This is a genomic window from Nocardia niigatensis NBRC 100131 (assembly GCF_000308655.1).
GTDB lineage: Bacteria > Actinomycetota > Actinomycetes > Mycobacteriales > Mycobacteriaceae > Nocardia > Nocardia niigatensis.
This window is the reverse complement of sequence record NZ_BAGC01000113.1, coordinates 82886-101988: the sequence shown is the minus strand read 5'-3', so window position 1 is coordinate 101988 and position 19103 is coordinate 82886. Positions and strand designations below refer to the sequence as shown.

16 protein-coding genes are annotated in these 19103 nt (G+C 68.9%); 9 read left to right on the top strand and 7 right to left on the bottom strand.

What is annotated here, in order from left to right; genetic code table 11:
- Positions 1-8: 8 nt before the first annotated feature.
- The gene (locus ON33_RS35915; RefSeq protein ID WP_040863614.1) at positions 9-1802 is read right to left on the bottom strand and encodes a thiamine pyrophosphate-requiring protein; all 1794 of its coding nucleotides are present in this window, start codon (positions 1800-1802) and stop codon (positions 9-11) included.
- A gap of 157 nt (positions 1803-1959) precedes the next feature.
- Here ON33_RS35915 and ON33_RS35910 point away from each other — a divergent pair, with 157 nt between their 5' ends.
- Both ON33_RS35910 and ON33_RS35905 read left to right on the top strand, forming a co-directional pair.
- Positions 1960-4854 (top strand): FAD-binding and (Fe-S)-binding domain-containing protein, encoded by a 2895-nt coding sequence (locus ON33_RS35910; RefSeq protein ID WP_051153385.1) that lies wholly within the window; start codon positions 1960-1962, stop codon positions 4852-4854.
- Complete coding sequence (locus ON33_RS35905; protein WP_040863613.1) at positions 4851-5960, top strand: enolase C-terminal domain-like protein; 1110 nt, start codon at positions 4851-4853, stop codon at positions 5958-5960. Before ON33_RS35910 ends, ON33_RS35905 begins: the two co-directional genes overlap by 4 nt.
- Here the strand turns inward: ON33_RS35905 and ON33_RS35900 are convergent.
- Positions 5934-6914, bottom strand: coding sequence for an SDR family oxidoreductase (locus ON33_RS35900; protein WP_051153415.1), 981 nt, complete (start codon positions 6912-6914; stop codon positions 5934-5936). The two genes, ON33_RS35905 and ON33_RS35900, sit on opposite strands and share 27 nt — an antisense overlap.
- A gap of 101 nt (positions 6915-7015) precedes the next feature.
- Here ON33_RS35900 and ON33_RS35895 point away from each other — a divergent pair, with 101 nt between their 5' ends.
- Positions 7016-8533 carry an FAD-dependent oxidoreductase gene (locus ON33_RS35895; RefSeq protein ID WP_040863612.1) on the top strand — a complete coding sequence of 506 codons (1518 nt, stop codon included), beginning with the start codon at positions 7016-7018 and terminating at the stop codon, positions 8531-8533.
- Positions 8534-8971: 438 nt separating this feature from the next.
- Positions 8972-9094: a hypothetical protein gene (locus ON33_RS44210; RefSeq protein ID WP_281033271.1), complete on the top strand. Its 123-nt coding sequence runs from the start codon at positions 8972-8974 to the stop codon at positions 9092-9094.
- 156 nt (positions 9095-9250) lie between these two features.
- Here ON33_RS44210 and ON33_RS35890 read toward each other — a convergent pair whose 3' ends face one another.
- The 5 genes from ON33_RS35890 to ON33_RS44205 all read right to left on the bottom strand — a co-directional run bounded on the left by ON33_RS35890 (position 9251) and on the right by ON33_RS44205 (position 15199).
- On the bottom strand, positions 9251-11356 hold the full coding sequence (locus tag ON33_RS35890; protein WP_040863611.1) for a catalase: 2106 nt from the start codon (positions 11354-11356) through the stop codon (positions 9251-9253).
- 114 nt (positions 11357-11470) lie between these two features.
- Positions 11471-13363: a potassium transporter Kup gene (locus ON33_RS35885; RefSeq protein ID WP_040863719.1), complete on the bottom strand. Its 1893-nt coding sequence runs from the start codon at positions 13361-13363 to the stop codon at positions 11471-11473.
- 86 nt (positions 13364-13449) lie between these two features.
- Positions 13450-13965: an ATP-binding protein gene (locus tag ON33_RS35880; protein WP_051153384.1), complete on the bottom strand. Its 516-nt coding sequence runs from the start codon at positions 13963-13965 to the stop codon at positions 13450-13452.
- 79 nt (positions 13966-14044) lie between these two features.
- Positions 14045-14728, bottom strand: a complete 684-nt coding sequence (locus ON33_RS35875; protein ID WP_040863610.1) for a PAS and ANTAR domain-containing protein — start codon at positions 14726-14728, stop codon at positions 14045-14047.
- 69 nt (positions 14729-14797) lie between these two features.
- The gene (locus tag ON33_RS44205; protein WP_083869563.1) at positions 14798-15199 is read right to left on the bottom strand and encodes an STAS domain-containing protein; all 402 of its coding nucleotides are present in this window, start codon (positions 15197-15199) and stop codon (positions 14798-14800) included.
- A gap of 220 nt (positions 15200-15419) precedes the next feature.
- Between ON33_RS44205 and ON33_RS40360 the strand changes: the two genes are divergently transcribed.
- From ON33_RS40360 to ON33_RS35845, 5 genes are all read left to right on the top strand, one after another.
- Positions 15420-15563 (top strand): hypothetical protein, encoded by a 144-nt coding sequence (locus ON33_RS40360; protein ID WP_218001564.1) that lies wholly within the window; start codon positions 15420-15422, stop codon positions 15561-15563.
- Positions 15564-15589: 26 nt separating this feature from the next.
- Positions 15590-16198 carry an Rv1733c family protein gene (locus ON33_RS35860; protein WP_040863609.1) on the top strand — a complete coding sequence of 203 codons (609 nt, stop codon included), beginning with the start codon at positions 15590-15592 and terminating at the stop codon, positions 16196-16198.
- A gap of 405 nt (positions 16199-16603) precedes the next feature.
- The gene (locus tag ON33_RS35855) at positions 16604-16828 is read left to right on the top strand and encodes a hypothetical protein (protein WP_040863608.1); all 225 of its coding nucleotides are present in this window, start codon (positions 16604-16606) and stop codon (positions 16826-16828) included.
- A gap of 25 nt (positions 16829-16853) precedes the next feature.
- Positions 16854-17918 carry an isochorismate synthase gene (locus ON33_RS35850; protein ID WP_157184921.1) on the top strand — a complete coding sequence of 355 codons (1065 nt, stop codon included), beginning with the start codon at positions 16854-16856 and terminating at the stop codon, positions 17916-17918.
- Positions 17918-19090 carry a thiolase family protein gene (locus tag ON33_RS35845; RefSeq protein ID WP_040863606.1) on the top strand — a complete coding sequence of 391 codons (1173 nt, stop codon included), beginning with the start codon at positions 17918-17920 and terminating at the stop codon, positions 19088-19090. The genes ON33_RS35850 and ON33_RS35845 overlap by 1 nt, the downstream gene beginning before the upstream one ends.
- Positions 19091-19103: the final 13 nt, after the last annotated feature.

Below are 19103 nucleotides of genomic sequence, written 5' to 3'. Positions count from 1 at the left end.
TATCCCGGTCAGTGACGAGCGGGGCGCAGCTCCTGGGCCTTGGTCTTGGCGCCCTGGACGATGAGGTGCCAGCCGCCGGGGTCGCCGCGGAGGATGGCTTCGGCGGTGTCCTTCATCTGCTCCCAGGTGGCGTGCGGCGGGATGGGTGGAACCTCCGGGTCGGTGCGGAAGTCCAGCAGCACCGGCCGATCCGCGGACAGGGCGGTGTCCCAGGCGGGGCCGATCTCGTCGGGGCGGTCGACCGCGACGGCGGACAGACCCATGCAACGGGCGACGTCGGCGTAGGAGATGTCCGGAATCGTTTGCGACTCTTCGAATTTCGGCTCGCCGCCCATGGCGCGCAGTTCCCAGGTGACCTGGTTGAGGTCGTTGTTGTGGAAGACGCACACGATCAGGCGCGGGTCCTCCCAGCGATCCTGATACCGCTGGACGGTCATCAGCTCCGCGAGCCCGTTCATCTGCATCGCCCCGTCGCCCACCAGGGCGATGACCGGCCGGTCGGGGCAGGCGAACTTGGCGCCGATCGCGTACGGCACCCCGGGCCCCATGGTGGCCAGCGTGCCCGACAGCGATCCGCGCATGCGGCCGCTGAAGCGCAGGCAGCGCGCGTACCAGTTGGCCGCGGAGCCGGAATCGGAGGTGAGGATGGCGTTCTCGGGCAGTCGCTGCGACAGCTCCCAGGCCACCCGCATCGGATTGACCGGGTCGGCGTCGAGCATGGACTGGTTCTCGATCGTCTGCCACCAGCGGGCGACGCTCTCCTGGATGTCGATCGTCCAGGCCCGGTCCGGATTCGGCGCCAGCATCGGAATCAGCTCGGCCAGTGTGGCTTTGGCGTCGCCGACCAGGTTGACCTCGGTCGGGTAGCGCATGCCGATCATGGTGCCGTCGATATCGATCTGGACGGCGCGGGCCTGTCCGAAGTCCGGAAGGAACTGGGCGTAAGGGAAATTCGAGCCCACGATGAGCAGGGTGTCGCAGTCGCGCATCAGTTCGTAGCTGGGCCGGGTGCCGAGCAGGCCGATCGACCCGGTCACGAACGGCAGCTCGTCGGAGAGCACGTCCTTGCCGAGCAGTGCCTTGGCCACTCCGGCTCCGGTCAGCTCGGCGATGCGGGTGAGTTCGGTGGCGCAGCCGCGCGCCCCCTGTCCGGCCAGGATCGCGACTCTGGTTCCGGCATTGAGGATTTCGGCCGCACGCTCGATATCGGAGCGGGGCGGAACCACCTTCGGCGGCGCCATGGTGCCCGGTGCGCTGGACGGCACCTGCTTGAATTCGTGTTCGGGCGCTTCGTACTTCTCCTCCTGCAGATCGGAGGGAATGATCACCGTGGTCGGCGCGCGCCGGGTGCGCGCGGTGCGGAAGGCGCGGTCGAGCGCGTTGGGCAACTGGCTCGACACGTTCACCTCGACCAGGTAGTCCGAGGCCACGTCCTTGAACAGGCTCTGCAGATCGACTTCCTGCTGATAGCTGCCGCCCATGGCGCTGCGCGCGGTCTGGCCTACGATCGCCACCACGGGCACATGGTCCAGTTTCGCGTCGTACAGCCCGTTCAGCAGATGGATCGCGCCGGGACCCGAGGTCGCCGTGCACACCCCCACATTGCCGCTGAACTTCGCGTACCCGGTCGCCTCGAAGGCGGCCATCTCCTCGTGACGGGCCTGGATGAAGGCCGGCTTTCCGTCGGCGCGACCGAAGGCCGCGATGAGGCCGTTGATCCCGTCGCCGGGATAGCCGAAGACCTGCTCGACACCCCATTCCCGCAGCCGCTCCACGACATGATCACTCACTTGCCGGGTCATGGCGCCTCCTGTCCCTGTTGCCGGATCTCTTCGAACAGCGCCCGAGTACCCGCGCACCCGCGCCCCAATCGGCAGGTGATTACGCGGGCGAAGCGGGTATCCGCGCGACAGGAGAGCCGAAGACCGCAGCATGTGACCACCGGATGGAGGCGCGCCGATGACGGCCGGAGCCGATCACCAGCTACGACCCGGGCAACGCGCCCGGCTACCCCTCGATGCCGTCGCCGCCGACCTGACGCGCGCGGTCGCCGGGGAGGTGCGCTTCGACCCGGGATCTCGGGCGGCGTACTCCACCGACGCCTCCAACTACCGGGCCCTGCCGCTGGGCGTGGTCGTCCCCCGCACGCCCGACGATGCCGTGGCCGCGTTAGCGGTGTGTCGCGAGCACGATATGCCCGTCCTGTCCCGGGGCGGCGGCACCAGTCTGGCGGGCCAGTGCTGCAATGCCGCGGTCGTTCTGGACTGGACCAAGTACTGCCACGGGGTCACGAGCCTGGACGCGCAGGCGCGGACCGTGGTGGTCGAGCCGGGCATCGCCCTGGACGCCCTCAACACCGAGCTGCGCCCCTACGACCTCATGGTCGGACCGAAGCCGTCGACCCATGTCAGCTGCACAATCGGCGGGATGATCGGCAACAACTCGTGCGGTTCCACCGCGCAGGCGTACGGCAAGATGGCCGATTCGGTGCGCAGGCTGGAGGTGCTGACCTACGACGGCACACGCATGTGGGTCGGTCCCGGGATGGCGGGCCTCACCGACCCGCTGCGAGACGCGTTGCGCGGCCTGGCCGAGCGCTATGCGGACGATATCCGCAGCTCGTATCCCGACATCCCGCGCCGGGTATCGGGCTACAACCTCGATTCGCTGCTTCCCGAGCACGGTTGCGACGCCGCCAAACTGCTGGTCGGCAGTGAGAGCACCCTGGTGACCGTGCTGCGTGCCGAGCTCGACCTGGTCCCGGTCCCCGCCGCGAAAGCGCTCGTGGTGCTGGGCTTCCCGGATGTGTTCACCGCCGCCGACGCGGTGCCCGCAGTACTGCGGCATCACCCGGCCGCGCTGGAGGGGCTGGACGGCCGGCTCGTCCAGCTCGAGCACAGCCGGCATCTCGCCGCGCACGCGATCCAGCAGCTGCCGGACGGGAACGCCTGGCTGATGGCGCAATTCGACGGTGACACCCAGGACGCGGCCGATAGCGCGGCCAGGGAGATTATGCGCACCGTCCAGCGCCACTCCGGCGCGAGCGCCACCCTGGTCGACGAGCCCGAGCGTGAAGCCGAGTTGTGGTCTGCACGGGAAGCCGGACTGGGCGCCACCGCCTATCCGCCCGGCGGCCGCGAGACGCACGAGGGCTGGGAGGACGCCGCGGTGCCGCCCCACCGGCTCGGCGACTATCTGCGCGACTTCGAGCGGCTGCTGCAGCGGTTCGACTACGAATCCAGCTCGCTCTACGGTCATTTCGGCCAGGGCTGCGTGCACACCCGCATCCCCTTCGATCTGCGCACCGCCGACGGTATCGCCCGCTACCGCGAATTCGTCACGCAGAGCGCGCATCTGGTGGTGCATTACGGCGGTTCACTGTCGGGTGAGCACGGTGACGGACAGTCGCGCGCCGAACTGCTGCGAATCATGTTCGGCGAAAGGGTGATCAACGCGTTCGGCGAGCTGAAACACCTGTTCGATCCGCGTAACCGGATGAATCCGGGCAAGATCGTCCAGCCCCGCCCCCTGGATGGCGATCTGCGCCAGGGGGCGGCCTACCGGCCGTGGGAACCCGCGACGCACTTCGCGTTCCCCGCGGACGGCTTCCGGTTCAGCCATGCCGCCAATCGCTGTGTCGGCGTCGGCAAATGCCGCGGTGAGAGCGGTGGCGTCATGTGCCCCAGCTACCGGGCCACCCGGGAGGAGGAGCATTCGACCCGTGGCCGCGCCCGCCTGCTGTTCGAGATGCTCGAGGGTGATGTCATCACGGAGGGCTGGCGTTCGACCGAGGTGCGCGATGCCCTCGATCTGTGCCTGGCCTGCAAGGGTTGTCGCAGCGACTGCCCGGTCGACGTGGACATGGCGACCTACAAGGCGGAGTTCCTGTCTCATCACTACCATCGCCGGCTGCGGCCGATGGCTCACTACTCGATGGGCTGGATTCCGCTGTGGGCCAGGCTCGCCACTTCCGCCGCGCCGGTCGTCAACGCGCTGACCCACACGCCCGGACTGCGGCGTGTCATCGCGCGCGCCGGCGGGGTGGATCCGCGGCGGCAATTCCCCCGGTTCGCCCGTGCCCGGTTCACCGAGACATTCACCGGTGCGGACGGTTTCGCCCCTGCTCCACACGGCCGGGTGCTGCTGTGGCCGGATACGTTCACCAACAACTTCGAGCCCGGCATCGCGCAGGCCGCGGCCGAGGTGCTCACCGCCGCGGGATTTCAGGTCGAGATCCCGGCCCGCACCGTGTGCTGCGGCCTGACCTGGATATCCACCGGTCAGCTGCCGACCGCCCGCCGGATCCTGAAGCGCACCCTTGGCATTCTGGAACCCGTACTGCGCGAGGGGATTCCGGTCGTCGTGCTCGAGCCCAGCTGCGCGGCGGTATTCCGATCGGACCTTCCCGAGCTGCTGCACGGCGACGAGGACGCCCACCGCCTCGCCGGGCAGACCCGCACGTTGGCCGAGCTGCTCGCCGAACGGGCCCCCGAGTGGTCGCCCCCGCTGGTCGGCGGATCCGCTGTGGTGCAGCCGCATTGCCATCAGCACGCCATTCTCCACTTCGACCGGGATCGTGAGCTGCTCGCCGCCACCGGCGCCCAGGTGGATGTCCTGGACGCCGGATGCTGCGGTCTCGCAGGCAATTTCGGCTTCGAGAAAGGCCACTACGAGGTCTCGGTCGCCTGTGCCGAGGACGCCCTGCTGCCCGCATTGCGGGCGCGTTCACCCGAGACGGCCGTCGTGGCGGACGGGTTCAGCTGCCGCACCCAGATCCGTGATCTCCTGCCCGAGGCGCGACCCCATCATGCCGCCGAGTTGCTCGCGGCCGCGATCCGAGGCGAATCCCTGTGAGTACCCCGCTCATCGACGACATCACCGTCGAGACCTATCGATTCCCCACCCCGCAGCCCGAGACGGACGGGACGCTGACCTGGGACGCGACCACCGCCGTCGCCGTGTCGATCCGGGCCGGGCACGAACGCGGGCTGGGCTGGACCTACAGCTCCCCCGCGGCCGCGACGGTCGTCGAACATCATCTGGCGTCGTTGCTGCGCGGCACCTCACCCGATGATGTCACCGACACCTGGCTGCGGCTGCGGCGCGCGTGCCGCAACTTCGGCACGCCGGGAGTCGTGGGGCATGCGCTCAGCGCCGTGGACATCGCCCTGTGGGACCTCAAGGCCCGCCTGATGGAAACCGCCCTGGACACCGTGCTCGGCTCGGCGGGCCGGGCCACGGCCGTCTACGGTTCGGGCGGGTTCGTCGATCTCACCGACGACCAGCTCACCGATCAGGTCATCGGCTGGAAGGCCGCGGGCTGCACGGCAGTGAAGATCAAGATCGGCGTCGACGCCGAGCGCGATGTCGAACGAATCACACTGGTGCGCAAACTCCTCGGAGGTCGGACCGCCGTCATGGTCGACGCGAACGGCGCGTACACGCCCGGCGAGGCCTGCCGGATCGGCGCGGAACTCGACCGGCTCGGTGTCGTCTGGTTCGAGGAACCAGTCACCAGCGATGACATCCCCGGGCTGCGCACGGTCCGCGACGCCGTCCGCTGCGACGTCACGGCGGGCGAGTACATCTACAGTGAGTACGAGGCCGAACGCCTGATCGATGTCGTCGACTGCCTGCAACTCGACATCACCCGCTGCGGCGGCTACACCGGATTCCTGCGCGCCGCCGCCGTCGCCGCGGCCAATCACCGTGACGTCTCGGCACATTGCGCTCCCGCCCTGCACGCGGGCATCGCCGCGGCGGTGCCGAGGCTGCGGCATATCGAATGGTTCATCGATCACGCGCGGCTCGAACCGCTGCTCCTCACCGGGACGCCGACGGTCGTCGAGGGCCGGATCGCGCCGCGCGGGCAGGACGCCGAACCGTACGGCCACGGCATGCGGCTGTCGGAATCCGCCGCGCCGTACCGGATCTCACGCCCTGCCGAATCCGCCGAGTGACAGCACCCGCCGGGTGAGCCACGACTGCGGGCTGCGCGGGTGAGCCCGACCGTCGAACACGCCGTGCGCGCCGTAGTCGTGGCCGTCGCCCTCGTCCAGCGGCGTCCACAGATTGTCCGCCCGCGCCGGGGCGGGGGCGTCGGTCTGCTGGCTGTCGAAGCCGGTGCGGGCCAGATACCGGTCCAGCAGCGCCGGGGCCAGCCGCTGCGCGAGCACGGTGCCGACGGTGCTCGCGCCCACCCAATACTGTTTGTGCCGTGGATGTTCGGCCGCGAAGGCGATCGTGCGCGCGACCACCTCCGGCTGGTAGATCGGCGGCACCGGCTGCGGTGTGCGCGGCAGCCGCGACAGCACCCACGAGAACTGCGGAGTGTTCACCGCCGGCGCCTGCACGATGGTGATGTGCACATTGCTGTGCTCGTGCAGCAGTTCTACCCGCACGGCCTCCACGAATCCGTTCACCGCGTGCTTGGCTCCGCAGTACGCGGACTGCAGGGGAATCGACCGCTCCCCCAGGGCCGACCCGACCTGCACGATCGCACCCCGGTTCCGCGGCAGCATGCGCGCCAGCGCCGCCCGCGTCCCGTGCACCGAACCGAGATAGGTCACCTCGGTGACCCGCCGGAACTCCAGCGGATCGATCTCCCGGAACGGCGCGAATACCGAGGTGAAGGCCGAATTCACCCACACGTCAATGGGTCCCAGCTCCGCCTCGATCCGGCTCGCGGCGGCATCCACCGCGGTGTGCTCCGCGACATCGACCGGAATCGCCAGCGCCCGCCCGCCCGCGGCGCACACGTCCGCGGCGGCGGCCTCCAGCCCGGCCCGGCCCCGCGCCAGCAGCGCGACCGACGCCCCCTGCGCGCCGAATATCCGCGCTGCGGCCCGCCCGATCCCCGCGCTCGCTCCGGTGATGACGACGACCTTCGGTTCCTTCCTCGCATCCGCCTTCATGCCCGCCGGATACCACCCCATCCCCGCACTAACCGCCCTGCCGCGTTTCGAAGCCCCCGAGACAGCCGTTTCGACCCCCGACGGCGGGCTATAGCAACACCATGACCCCAGTCTGGAAGATCGAGAACCCGACCCCTGCCCGTCTGCGAGTGACCCCGGGAGGGCGTTTCGACGTGGTGGTCGTCGGCGGCGGCCTCACCGGCCTGGTGACGGCGCTGCTGCTGGCCGAGAACGGCGTCGAGGTCGCGGTCCTGGAGGGACGGCGCATCGGTGACGGCACCACGGGCGCCAGCAATGCCAAAGTGAGCCTGCTGCAGGGTGTCCGGGGGCAGCGGATCCGGCATCGCCACGGCGCGGGCATGCTGCGCACCTATCTCGACGCCAATCTCGCGGGGCAGCAGTGGCTCCTGGAGTACTGCGGTGGGCACGCCATCGACTATCAGTCCGGCGACGCCTACACCTATGCCCAGTCCGAGCGCGAACTGGCGCTCGCCCGAAGGGAATTCGGGGTACTGCGGGAGGCGGGAATGCCGGTCGAGTTCAACGACCGGATCGACGCGCCTTTCCCGGCCCTGGGTGGCGTGCGGCTCGCGGCACAGGCGCAGCTGAATCCGATGTCGTTGCTGGCCGTGCTCGCCGCCGACGTGGAATCGCACGCGGTGCCCATCTACGAATCCAGTCTCGTGTACGGCGTGCGCGGCGCCGCGACCGGCGACCACGTCATCGAGACCGAGCACGGCCCGGTACGGGCGGGCAGCGTCGTCCTCGCCACGGGGACGCCGATCCTGGACCGCGGCGGGTTCTTCACCCGGCTGGTGCCGCTGCGGTCGTATCTCACCGCATACCGGCTGCCGCGGTCGCTGTCCCGCGATATGTACATCACCGCCGGCGAACCCACCCGGTCGGTCCGTACGGTTCCCGATCCCGAGGGCGACGTCCTGCTGGTCGGCGGCAACGGCCACGTGGTCGGGCGCGCGGACCACACCGACGACCGGATCGCCGACCTGCACGACTGGACCGAACGCTGGTTCCCGTCGGCGACACCCGTGACCAGTTGGTCCGCCCAGGACTACCGGCCGGTCGGTGAACTCCCGTACGCCGGCCCGCTGCTTCCCGGCCGCGACGGAATCCTGTTCGCCACCGGTTACGCCAAGTGGGGCTTCACCAACGCCATCGCCGCGGCCCAGGTCCTGGTGGGTCGGATCACCGGCAAACGACCGGACTGGGCCGACGCCTTCACCACTTGGCGGCCGGGCGAGGTGCGGTCACTTCCAGCGGCCGTGCGCGCGAATACCGCCGTCGCACTGGAATTCTGCGCGGGCTGGTGGCACATGGCCCGCACCGGCGGCGACCCGATCCGCGCCCCGGAGGGCACCGGACGCGTCGAGCGCCGCTTCACCGGCCCGGCCGCCACCTGCACCGTCGACGGCACGACCACCACCGTCTCCGCCATCTGCCCGCATCTGGGCGGCATCCTGCGCTGGAATCCGGCCGAGAGATCCTGGGACTGCCCGCTGCACGGCTCCCGCTTCGCCGCCGACGGCACCCGCCTCGAAGGACCCGCCACCCGCCATTTGTCCCCCCTGTCGCCGCCCAGCACCGGACCGACGGACCTCTAGCGGGCCCGCCGGCCGACATCCCCTGAAGTCTCCGCACCCCACGTTTCCGCGCCGACAGGCCCGGGAACCCTCCCCTCCAGGTGAGCACTTCACGGCAGGAGTCGACCGGCCCGGACCCACGGGCCGATCAGCCGCTGAAGAGCGTCGCGGCACTGGTCTCGCGGGCGCTGTCGGGGCGGCCGATGGTCGGGATCACCGCCTACGATCATGGCGAACTCACCGCGCTCGATTGGTCCAGCCCGCGGGCGAAGCTGGTCGAAGAGGCGCCGATGCTGTGTCGGCTCAGCCCCTGCCGGGCCGCCGCGCGTTCCGAGCACCCGATCCTGGTCGCCGATATCACCCTCGAAAAGCACTGGGCCGACTACGCGTTCGAGATCAAGCCGCTAGGGGTGCGCTCAGTGCTGCGAGCCGGTCTGGCGAGACGGCAGGGTGATCGGTGTGCTGATTGTCTACGGCGAACTCCGCAACGGTCTCGGACCCACCGGCCACACCGCCGTGGAAACGGCTGTCGAACAGTCCGCCGAGCTACTGGTGGCACACCGGACGGCAACCGGCGGTTGACTTACCGGCCCTGATCCAGCGCAACCCACTGACCTGAATCCTGACCTGAAACGGAGCGCCCGAAAGGGGGCCGCGCGGTGGACAGCCCGCGCGACCCGGGGTGCCACGGCCCGAATAGGGCAGGATCGGGGTCATCGGACCGTGGCGGTCTTTTGGTCAGGCCGGGACGGCGTGCGTTGCCCGCCGCCAGACCCGGTGCTGGGCAAGAAGTTCCGCGAACATGTCGGCGAACCGGGCCGGTATGTCACTGCCGGACGCCGGCGTGACGACGACCCCGTTGCTCTCGACAAGTTCGGACTGCGGGAGTTCGGGGGTGAGTCCGACGACCCGCAACAGGTCCGCTCCCGCCCCGAATCCGCCGATCGGCTTGGCGTGTTTGAATGCCTCGAGGACGAAATGGACCGCAGGGCCGTCGCTGCCCAGCGCATCCGCCGCCGCCGGGCCGCCGGCGACGAGGACACCGTCGTACAACACCGAGGACACGGTCACCAGGGAGCGGTCGACGGTGACGGTCTCTCCGTCCGCGCCCTGGGCGCGCACGAATCCGCCGTGTGCCGCAAGGGTTTCCAGCAGCGCGCCGCGGCCCGTCAGCTGTTCGCGGACTCGGCGCAAGCCCTCCGAATCAACGCCGTCGGCGATCAGCACCCCGATCTTGCGAGTGGCGATGCCGGTGCCCGACATGCTCAGCTGCGACAGCGCCGGTGACATCATGGCCTCGGCCGCGCCGTCCTGCACCGCCGGGGCGGGCATGCCGACTTCGGCGGCGACGCGGACCGCCAGATCCGGATCGACCCGCGCGAGATGTTCGAGCACCCGGGTCCGGATGACCGGCCGGGTCACCTTGCCGAGTTCGAAGGCGAAGGCGGCCACGATATGGTCGGCCTCCGGTTCGGACATGCTGTGCCAGAACATCCGGGGCTGCCGGTAGTACTCGCGGAACCGCGCACCGCGGTCCCGGACCGGAGAGCCGTACAGCGGTTCGGGATAGTGCCGGAAGGCGCCCTCCTCGGCCAAGGCCGGGCAGCCGCCGCCGATGGCGTTCTTCGTGTAGGCGGCCTGGCCCTGGGGAATCGTGTGCTGCCCGTAGCCGTCCTGCTGATGGTTCCGGACATCGGCGACCGGCCGGTTGATCGGCAGTTGCGCGAAGTTCGGCCCGCCCAGCCGGATCAGCTGCGTATCGAGATAGGAGAAGTTGCGCAGCTGCAGCAGCGGATCGTCGGTGAAGTCGATGCCGGGGACCAGGTTCGCGGTGTGGAAGGCCACCTGCTCGGTCTCGGCGAAGAAGTTGTCCGGATTGCGGTCGAGCACCATGCACCCGACCGGCCGCACCGGAATCTGTTCCTCGGGAATCAGTTTCGTCGCGTCCAGCAGGTCGAAATCGAAGTCGAACTCGCGGTGCTCGGGGATCAGCTGCACACCCAGCTCCCATTCCGGGAACCGTCCGGCGTCGATGTTGTCCCACAGGTCGCGCCGGTGGAAGTCCGGATCGTGCCCGGCGATCTGCTGACATTCGTCCCACAGCAGCGAGTGCACGCCGAGTTTCGGCTTCCAGTGGAACTTCACGAAGATGCCCTGCCCCTCGGCGCTGACCAGCCGGAAGGTGTGCACCCCGAAGCCCTGCATCATGCGGTAACTGCGCGGCAGCGCCCGATCCGACATCAGCCACATGATGGCGTGCAGCGTCTCCGGCTGCAGCGCCACGAAGTCCCACAGGGTGTCGTGCGCGGAGGCGGCCTGCGGAATCTCGTTGTGCGGCTCGGGTTTCACCGCGTGCACGAAATCGGGGAACTTGATGCCGTCCTGGATGAAGAAGACCGGGACGTTGTTGCCGACCAGATCGTAATTGCCCTCCGTCGTATAGAACTTGGTCGCGAACCCGCGCACGTCCCGCACCGTATCGGCCGACCCGCGCGACCCCGCGACCGTCGAGAACCGGACGAACACGGGGGTCTCCACCGTCGGATCGGTCAGGAAACGCGCCGCCGTGAACCGGCCCAGCCATGCCGAATAGGGCCGGAAGTGCCCGTAGGCCCCCGCCCCGCGCGCGTGCACCACCCGCTCGGGGATGCGCTCGTGATCGAAATGCGTAATCTTTTCCCGCGCATGGAAATCCTCCAGCAGTGTCGGCCCGCGATCGCCCACCTTCACCGCATCGTCCGTGCCGTCGACCCGCACGCCCTGCTGGGTGGTGAGGTCCCCCTGCTCGCGGGCGACTCGGTACAGGTCCAATTGCCGCTGTTTGTCGTTCGATACACCCTCCATGTGGCGGCCTCCTCCGATTGCCGGGATTTCGGATGTCTCCGTACTGCCGCCATACCCCGGCAACGGCGCTTCACACCCGCGCGGCCGTGGCGCGTTTCAGCGGGCGCACGGGCGTCACACCTCGATCCGCTCGCCGAGGATCACCGTCCGGTGGCGGGGCAGCCGGAAATAGTCGGCCACGTCGGCGGAGATGTAGCTGATGGCGATGAAAAGCCTTGTGCGCCAATGGGACATCACGGGCTTCTCGGCTGCCCGCAGCTCGACCTCGGACAGGAAGTACGACGCCTGGTCCAGATCGAGCTCGCCCTCGGTGTCGTCCGGGTTCAGCCCGGCCAGCGCCGCCGGGATATCGGGGGTCTCCATATAGCCGACCCGCACGGTCACGTGGATGATCCCGTCGTCGCGGTAGCCGAGGTGGTCGAGCCGCACGCGGTCGTCCGGCGCGGCCCGGGGCACCGGCTCGGTGTCGACCGACACGATGACGGTCTGGCGATGGCGGACGCTGTTGTGCTCGACATTGGCACGCAGGGCCAGCGGCACGGTGTCCTTGCCACGGTTGAGGAATACCGCCGTCCCGTCGACGATCGTCAACCGCGACGCGTCATGCCACAGCTCGTCGACGAACTCGCGCAGCGACCCCTCCAGCCGGCCGCGCTCGTCCGCGACCACCTCGCGCCCGCGCTGCCAGGTCGTCATGACCAGGAACGCGGCGAGCCCGATCAGCAGCGGCAGCCAGGCGCCGCGCACCAGCTTGGTGAGATTGGCCGCGACGAACAGCAGGTCCACCGTGAGCAGCGGCGTCCAGACCACGACGACGAGCCACCGCGGCAGTCGCCATTTCGCGTGCGCGACGTAGCCGAGCAGCAGGGTCGTGATGGTGATCGTGCACGTGACCGCCATGCCGAACGCGAAGGCCAGCGCGGTCGAACTGCGGAAGGCGAAGACCAGCGTGAGCACCGAGACCAGCAGCAGCCAGTTGATCCACGGTACGTAGATCTGCCCGGGCGTCGACTCCGAGGTGTGGGCGATGCGCAACCGCGGCAGGTAGCCGATCCGCGCGGCCTGGGACGCCACCGAGTACGCGCCCGTGATCACCGCCTGCGAGGCGATCACCGTCGCCGCGGTGGCGAGCGCGACCATGGGCAGCCGGCCCCAGCTCGGAACCAGGAGGAAGAACGGGCTCACGACGTGCCCGCGGGTTCCGAGTACCAGGGCGGCCTGTCCGAAGTAGCTGAGCACGCAGGCGGGCAGCACCAGGAAAAGCCAAGCGGTGGTGATGGATCGGCGCCCGAAGTGCCCCAGATCCGCGTACAGCGCCTCCGCGCCGGTGACCACCAGCACGATGGCGGCCAGCGCGAAGAAGGCGATGGCGAAGTGTCCCGCGAGGAAGCCGAGCGCGTAGCCCGGCCACAACGCCTTCAGGATCGCCGGCTGCTCCCGGATCCCACCGATGCCGCATGCCCCGATCGCCAGGAACCACGCCACCATCACCGGGCCGAACAACCGGCCCACCGACGCCGTCCCGCGATGCTGAAAGAGAAACAGCAGCACGATGATCAGCGCTGTGATCGGCACGACGGCCTTCGCCAGCGGCGGTTCCACCACCTCGATCCCCTCCACCGCGGACAGCACCGAGATGGCCGGGGTGATCATGCTGTCGCCGAAGAACAGTGCGGCGCCGAAGATGCCGAGCGCCGACAATATCGCCGCCAGCCGCCGCCCGCCTGTCGCCCACCGCCGAACCAGCGTGATCAGCGCCATGATGCCGCCCTCACCGTCGTTGTCGGCGCGCATGGCCAGCAGCACATAGGTGACCGTCACGATGATCAGCACCGACCAGAACACCAGCGACACAACGCCGTACACATTCCCGGGTGCGACCGGGACGGGATGTGGATCCGAGGGATCGAACGCCGTCCGCAGGGTATAGATCGGACTGGTCCCGATGTCTCCGAACACCACCCCGAGCGCCCCGATCACCAGACCCGGACGCACCGCATCACGCACGCTCGCACCGTCTCCCGCCGCCGCGCCGGACTGCCCGGCTGACCCCTGGTCATCCGAGACCGTCGAGTCGTGGCGCTGGGACACGGCTAACCCTCGTCGCTGTCACCCCGGGTACGGGTGAACTCCACGACCACCCGGTATCCGTTCCGGGCGGGGTCGAAGTCGTCGCTGCGGACCGCGATCGACTCGGTCAGCATCTCGACGACCTGCCAGCCGAAGCTGTGTTCCAGCACGCCGCCATCGGAATGGGTCACCGCCGCGACCCGCACCCGTACCCGCTGTTCGTCGAATAGGAATTCGCAGTCGATCGAGGCGTCCGGGACGGCGCCGGCGATCAGGGTGGTGGCCACCTCGTCCAGCGCCACCCGCACGTCGATCACCACGTCGATCGTGAAATCCGCTGTGAGCATGACGGTCTCGGTGAGGGCGCGCAGCATCCCCAGCTGCTCGGCGTCGGCCGGAACGCGCAGCGCCACCCGACCGGACAGCGGCCGCGACTGCACCACGGAGCTCTCGGTGATCAGGCGCCCCTTCCCGTTGTTCCGCGGATCGGTGCGGGCTGTTCCGTAGTCGGCCCCGTTCTGCTGTGGCGATTCACTCATACCTCACCACCTCGTCAGCGATCTTCGCCCGATTCCTTCTTCGCGTACCCCGTGTGGCCGCGGGGAAACCAGGCGGGCTTCATCGTTCGGGAACTCGCTCATGGGCGGTCAGGAGCAGGTGGTCGAAATGAGTGCGGATCGGCATCGCCGAATCGGCCAGCGATTGCAGGTCTTCCATCAGTTGCGCGGCCAGGGCGCGCAGCTTCGTGTTCGTCTCCTGCGACCGCCAGGTCAGCACTCGGAACGCCGTCTCGGCGCTGACACCGTAGACCAGCATGATCGCCCCCTTGGCCTGCTCGATCACGGCGCGCGCGGCGTACAGCTCGGGCAGACTGTCGTCGAGGGCCTCCTGCCGGTGTTCGGCGAGCACGGCGGTCACGTCGATGTAGTAGCCGGCCGACCCGACGACCTGGTCGTCGGCGTCGAGCATCTGATCACCCACCACGATCACGTCGTGCACGGTCCCGGCGGTGTCGATGATGCGGTGCCGGCTCGAGAACGGCAGAGCGTTGTCCACCGAGCGCGCGATCGTACTGGCGACCTGGGCCCGATCGTCGGGATGCTTGTGCGACAGCAGTAGATCGGTGGTCGGCAGCACCGAACCCGGCTGATATCCGTGCATCAGCGCGACCTCGTCGGACCACTCCCACCGCTGGTCGCCGAACCAGAAGCGGAAGCTGCCGACGGTCTGCGAGCGGCCCACGCCCATCACCTGTCCGAGGATCTGCGCGTGGTCGGGAGGGACCTCTCCGCCTTGTGTCACAGCCGAATTATCCGCTGCGTCAGCGGCTCGGGGAAGCCACTCGATGCGGCGGTCGCGCGCCTGTTCCGATCAGTTGCCCGACGGAACGCGATCCCGATGGACCAGGTTCCGGACACCGGTCACGTCGAGCACCCGTTCGATCTGACGGGGCGCGGCCGGCATCACGATTCCGATGTCGTCGCGGTCGGCGCGCTGCACGAAATCGAGCAGCACCACCGCATTGCGGACGCTCAGGAATCGCGCGCGGCGCAGGTCGACCACGACCACGGGCGGTCCGGCATCGACAGCGGCGTTCAAAGCGGTACGGAACGCGGGCAATCCGTTGACGTCGAGTTCGCCCGTGACTTGGATGACCAGGCAATCGTGTAACCCGGTCCAGTCCGCCGGCCGGCTGTCCGCGTCATGAGTGAATCGTGATCGGCGAGCCGGAATCTCGTTCGCCACAGGACGTACGAGTGACACCGTTGACATGGCGCGACCTCCCGAGGGGGGTGTCCGATTCCGCCGCGTCGACAGAGCATGCGAGCTTGGCCACGACGGCAGCCGCAACTGTATGGAGGCATACGGGACCGGGATCGGCTGGAGTCTCAACCTGTCCTCAGTCTGCCACCGGCCCGCCGCGACGGCCACCCCCGCCCGGTTTCACGACCCGGTCACCGGGTATCGCCGCACCGAGCGAACAGGAGGAGTCATGCCCAGAGCATGGACCGACGAGAACCGGGCTCCCAGGGGCATCATGCGAGATCAGCTCTACAATGAGGCCGAGCAGCGCAACATCGAAGGACGCTCCGGCATGTCCACGGCTCAGCTCGCGCACGCGCTCGGGCGCGCCTGAACCACCGGGGCAGGAGGCGAACGACCATGGCGCGCGTGGTGCCGCTGCGACTTCGGATTCACCGGTCCGCTCCCTGGAACCGGAACCGGCTGATGCGCGCCTCCGACCGGGTCCAGGCCGCCTGGCGGCTCTTCGCGGTACTCGCGGCCCTGGCATCCATTCCGGTGGCGGTCTTCGTCGGTATGTCGGCGGCCGCCGCCAGCGGCGCGCACATTCGCGCCGAGAACGCAGCCAAGACCGGCGTGACGGCCACGATCGTGACCGATCCCTTCCGGCTCGCGGTTCCGGTCGGCCAGGGGGTGGTGGCCTCCGCGCCGCCACAGGCCACCGTGGCGTGGAATATCCACGGCCGCAGTGATATCGCCGTGGTGACCGTCCCGGACTCGGCGAAGCGCGGCGACACCGTCACCCAGTGGCTGGATGCCGGCGGCCACGCCACCACGGCGCCGCGTCACGGGTTCGACGCAGTCGTCCAGGGCCTCGACGTCGGCGTCCTCACGGTGATCGCAACCTGCTGCGGCGCAATCGCTCTCGTATGGTGCGCCGACCGCGCTATGACACACCGGCACAACGCCGAGTGGGCCCGCGAATGGCGGGACCTGTCCCCGGGGATCGGGCACAACAACCCGTCCTGACTCGGGCCACCCGCGGCCGGCGGAAATGCACACCTTCGGGCGAATCGCCAAATCCCACACGCGACCTCGTATTTTGACGCACCGGTTACGACGGGTCTGCCACGCGGTAACGAGAAGCACCGATCTCGTTGACAGACAAGTCTGTCCAATAGAATTTGCTGATAGTGAGCAAGGGCACTGGCCGATTCCGCCACCCTCCGGTATAAGCGAGGCGTGCCGACACGGCGAAACACCATGAGCTGCAAGAATCTTGGGACACGCCAGCGAAATTGACAGCGTCACGCCCTGGCGATAATGTCGCTCCAACGTTGCCGGTCGGATGACCAGTAGCCGTGAAAGCGTCGGAGTAGTTTCTCTGTGAGCAGTTCTTCCATTCGATCATCCATGCCATCGGTAATTTCTTCGGTGGTTATCGACGAACTCATCCGCAATGGCGTGGAATGGTCTGCCTATTGCGCCGGTTCGCGCAACGGACCGTTGGGATTCGAGCTCGCGCGACGGGCGCGAGCCGGTGAGATCAAGCTCCGCGTCCGGCTGGACCAGCGGTCGTCGGCCTTCGTGGCGCTGCGGCGGTCCCGCCGCGCCGTGCTCGAACGGCTGACAACCGGATCGGAACAGACCATTGCGTGAACCAGTGCGATTCCGCCTCAGCGGGGTGAACGGCCGAGTGGGCGTGGATGGCCCGCTCATCTGTTATCGGAACCTCTCCGAGGCCGAGGTCTCGGTCCGGGAGGGGACATACGGGAACATCGTCGCCGGGTCGATTCCCTTCGACGGCGACATCGCGATCCCGTCGCTGTACCTGGGCTGGCGAACAGCGGTGCGGCCCAAGGCCGTTCCCACGCCCCGCCTGAAGACCGACTTCCGCTGCGATATCGATTTCAACGACGCCGCGATCGCCGACTACCTGCGGCTGATCGACGACGCCCTGGCCCTGCTGCGATCCCCCGATGCCGAACTCGAGAAGATCGTCGTCGCGCGGTCCGAACGCTACTTCTACGACGGCGTCGTCGACCCGATGGTGCTGTTCGAACGGATCGTCGCGCTGTACCCGAACGCGCAGAGCTACTTCGTCGAACACCTCGACCACCCGGGCGTGTACACGATGGGCGCGAGCCCGGAACTGTTCCTGCGCAAGTCCGGTGCCACCCTCACCATGACGCCGCTGGCCGGCACCATCCCGCAGGACACCCGCCTGCCGGTCTGCGAGGACAAGGCCCGCGCCCGCGCCGCCCTCTTCGACGAGAGGTACCTCGCCGAGCATCGACACCTGGTCGACTTCATGGTGAAGGGCCTGGCGCCCTACTGCCCGGACCTCGACTGCCCCGACAAGCCCGAGCTGGTGAGCGCTCCGGACCTGTGGCACTTGGGAACTCCGATCACCGCCCACCTGCTCGACCCCGAGACGCCGGTCGCCGACCTCGTCGCCGCCCTGCACCCCTCCCCCGCCGTCTGCGGGGTACCGCAGGCCGACGCGCTGCGCCTGATCGCCGGCTACGAGTCGCCGCGCGAATACTACGGCGGCTTGGTCGGCTGGCTCGACAGCGACGGCGACTGCGAATTCCACATGGTATTGCGCGGATTCGAGCTCGATTCGCACCGCAGCGATCTCACGCTGCGCGCCGGAGGCGGGGTCATCTCGCGCAGCCGCATCGACATCGAGTTCGCCGAGACCTCCGCCAAACTCGCGACCATGCGCCGCGTCCTCGGGATCCATTGATGCGCGACGCGGTGATCGTAGCGGCCGTCCGCACCCCGATCGGACGTGGCAAACCCGGCGGCGCGCTCGACGGCGTGCACCCGGTGGACCTGATGGCGCACAGCCTGCGCGCCGTCGTGGACCGGGCGGGCATCGACCCCGCCCTCATCGACGAGGTCATCGGCGGCGTGGTCAGCCAGGTCGGCGAACAGGCCGCCAATGTGACCCGCCGGGCCGCGCTGGCCGCCGGCTTCCCGGAATCGGTGCCCGCCAGCACCATCGACCGGCAGTGCAGCGCCAGCCAGCAGGCGCTGCGCTTCGCGGCACACGCCGTGATCGCCGGCGACTGCGATCTGGTGATCGCGGCGGGCGTCGAGTCGGTGAGCCGGATCCCGATGGGCACCAGTCTCCTCGACACCGACAACCTCACCGGCGCGGCCTTCCTGGAACGGTATCCGCAAGGCGTGCCCTGGCAGGGCATCAGCGCCGAACTCATCACCGCGCGTTGGGGATTCGGCCGCACCCAGCTCGACGACTACGCGCTGGAGAGTCATCGCCGGGCCGCCGACGCCGCCACCGCCGGCCACTTCGACACCGAACTGACCGCGCCCATCAACGGCCTGGCCCACGACGAGAACATCCGATTCGACACCACCGCAAAGAGACTCGGCGCCCTGACTTCCTCGTTCCAGAACGAGGCCATCGCCCGCCGCTTCCCCGAGATCCAGTGGCACATCACCGCGGGCAATGCCAGCCAGCTCGGCGACGGCAGCGCCGCCGTCCTCGTTACCACCAGCGAACACGCGAAGCGGCTCGGCCTCACCCCGCTGGCCCGCATCCGCAGCCACATCGCCGTCGGCGACGACCCGTTCCTCATGCTGACCGCCGTCGTCCCCGCCACCGAGAAGGCGCTCGAGCAAACAGGTTTGAGACTGGACGACATCGACCTCTTCGAGATCAACGAGGCCTACGCCAGCGTCGTCCTGGCCTGGGCGCAGAAAACGGGAGCCGATCTCTCCCGCGTCAACGTCCACGGCGGCGCCATCTCCCTGGGCCACCCGCTCGGGGCCAGCGGCGTCCGCCTCACCGCCACCCTGGTCCACGCCCTCCACCGCCGCGGCGCACGCTACGGCCTGCAGACCATGTGCGAATCCGGCGGGCAGGCCAATGCCATGATCCTCGAGGCCCTCTGACCGATCGCGTTCC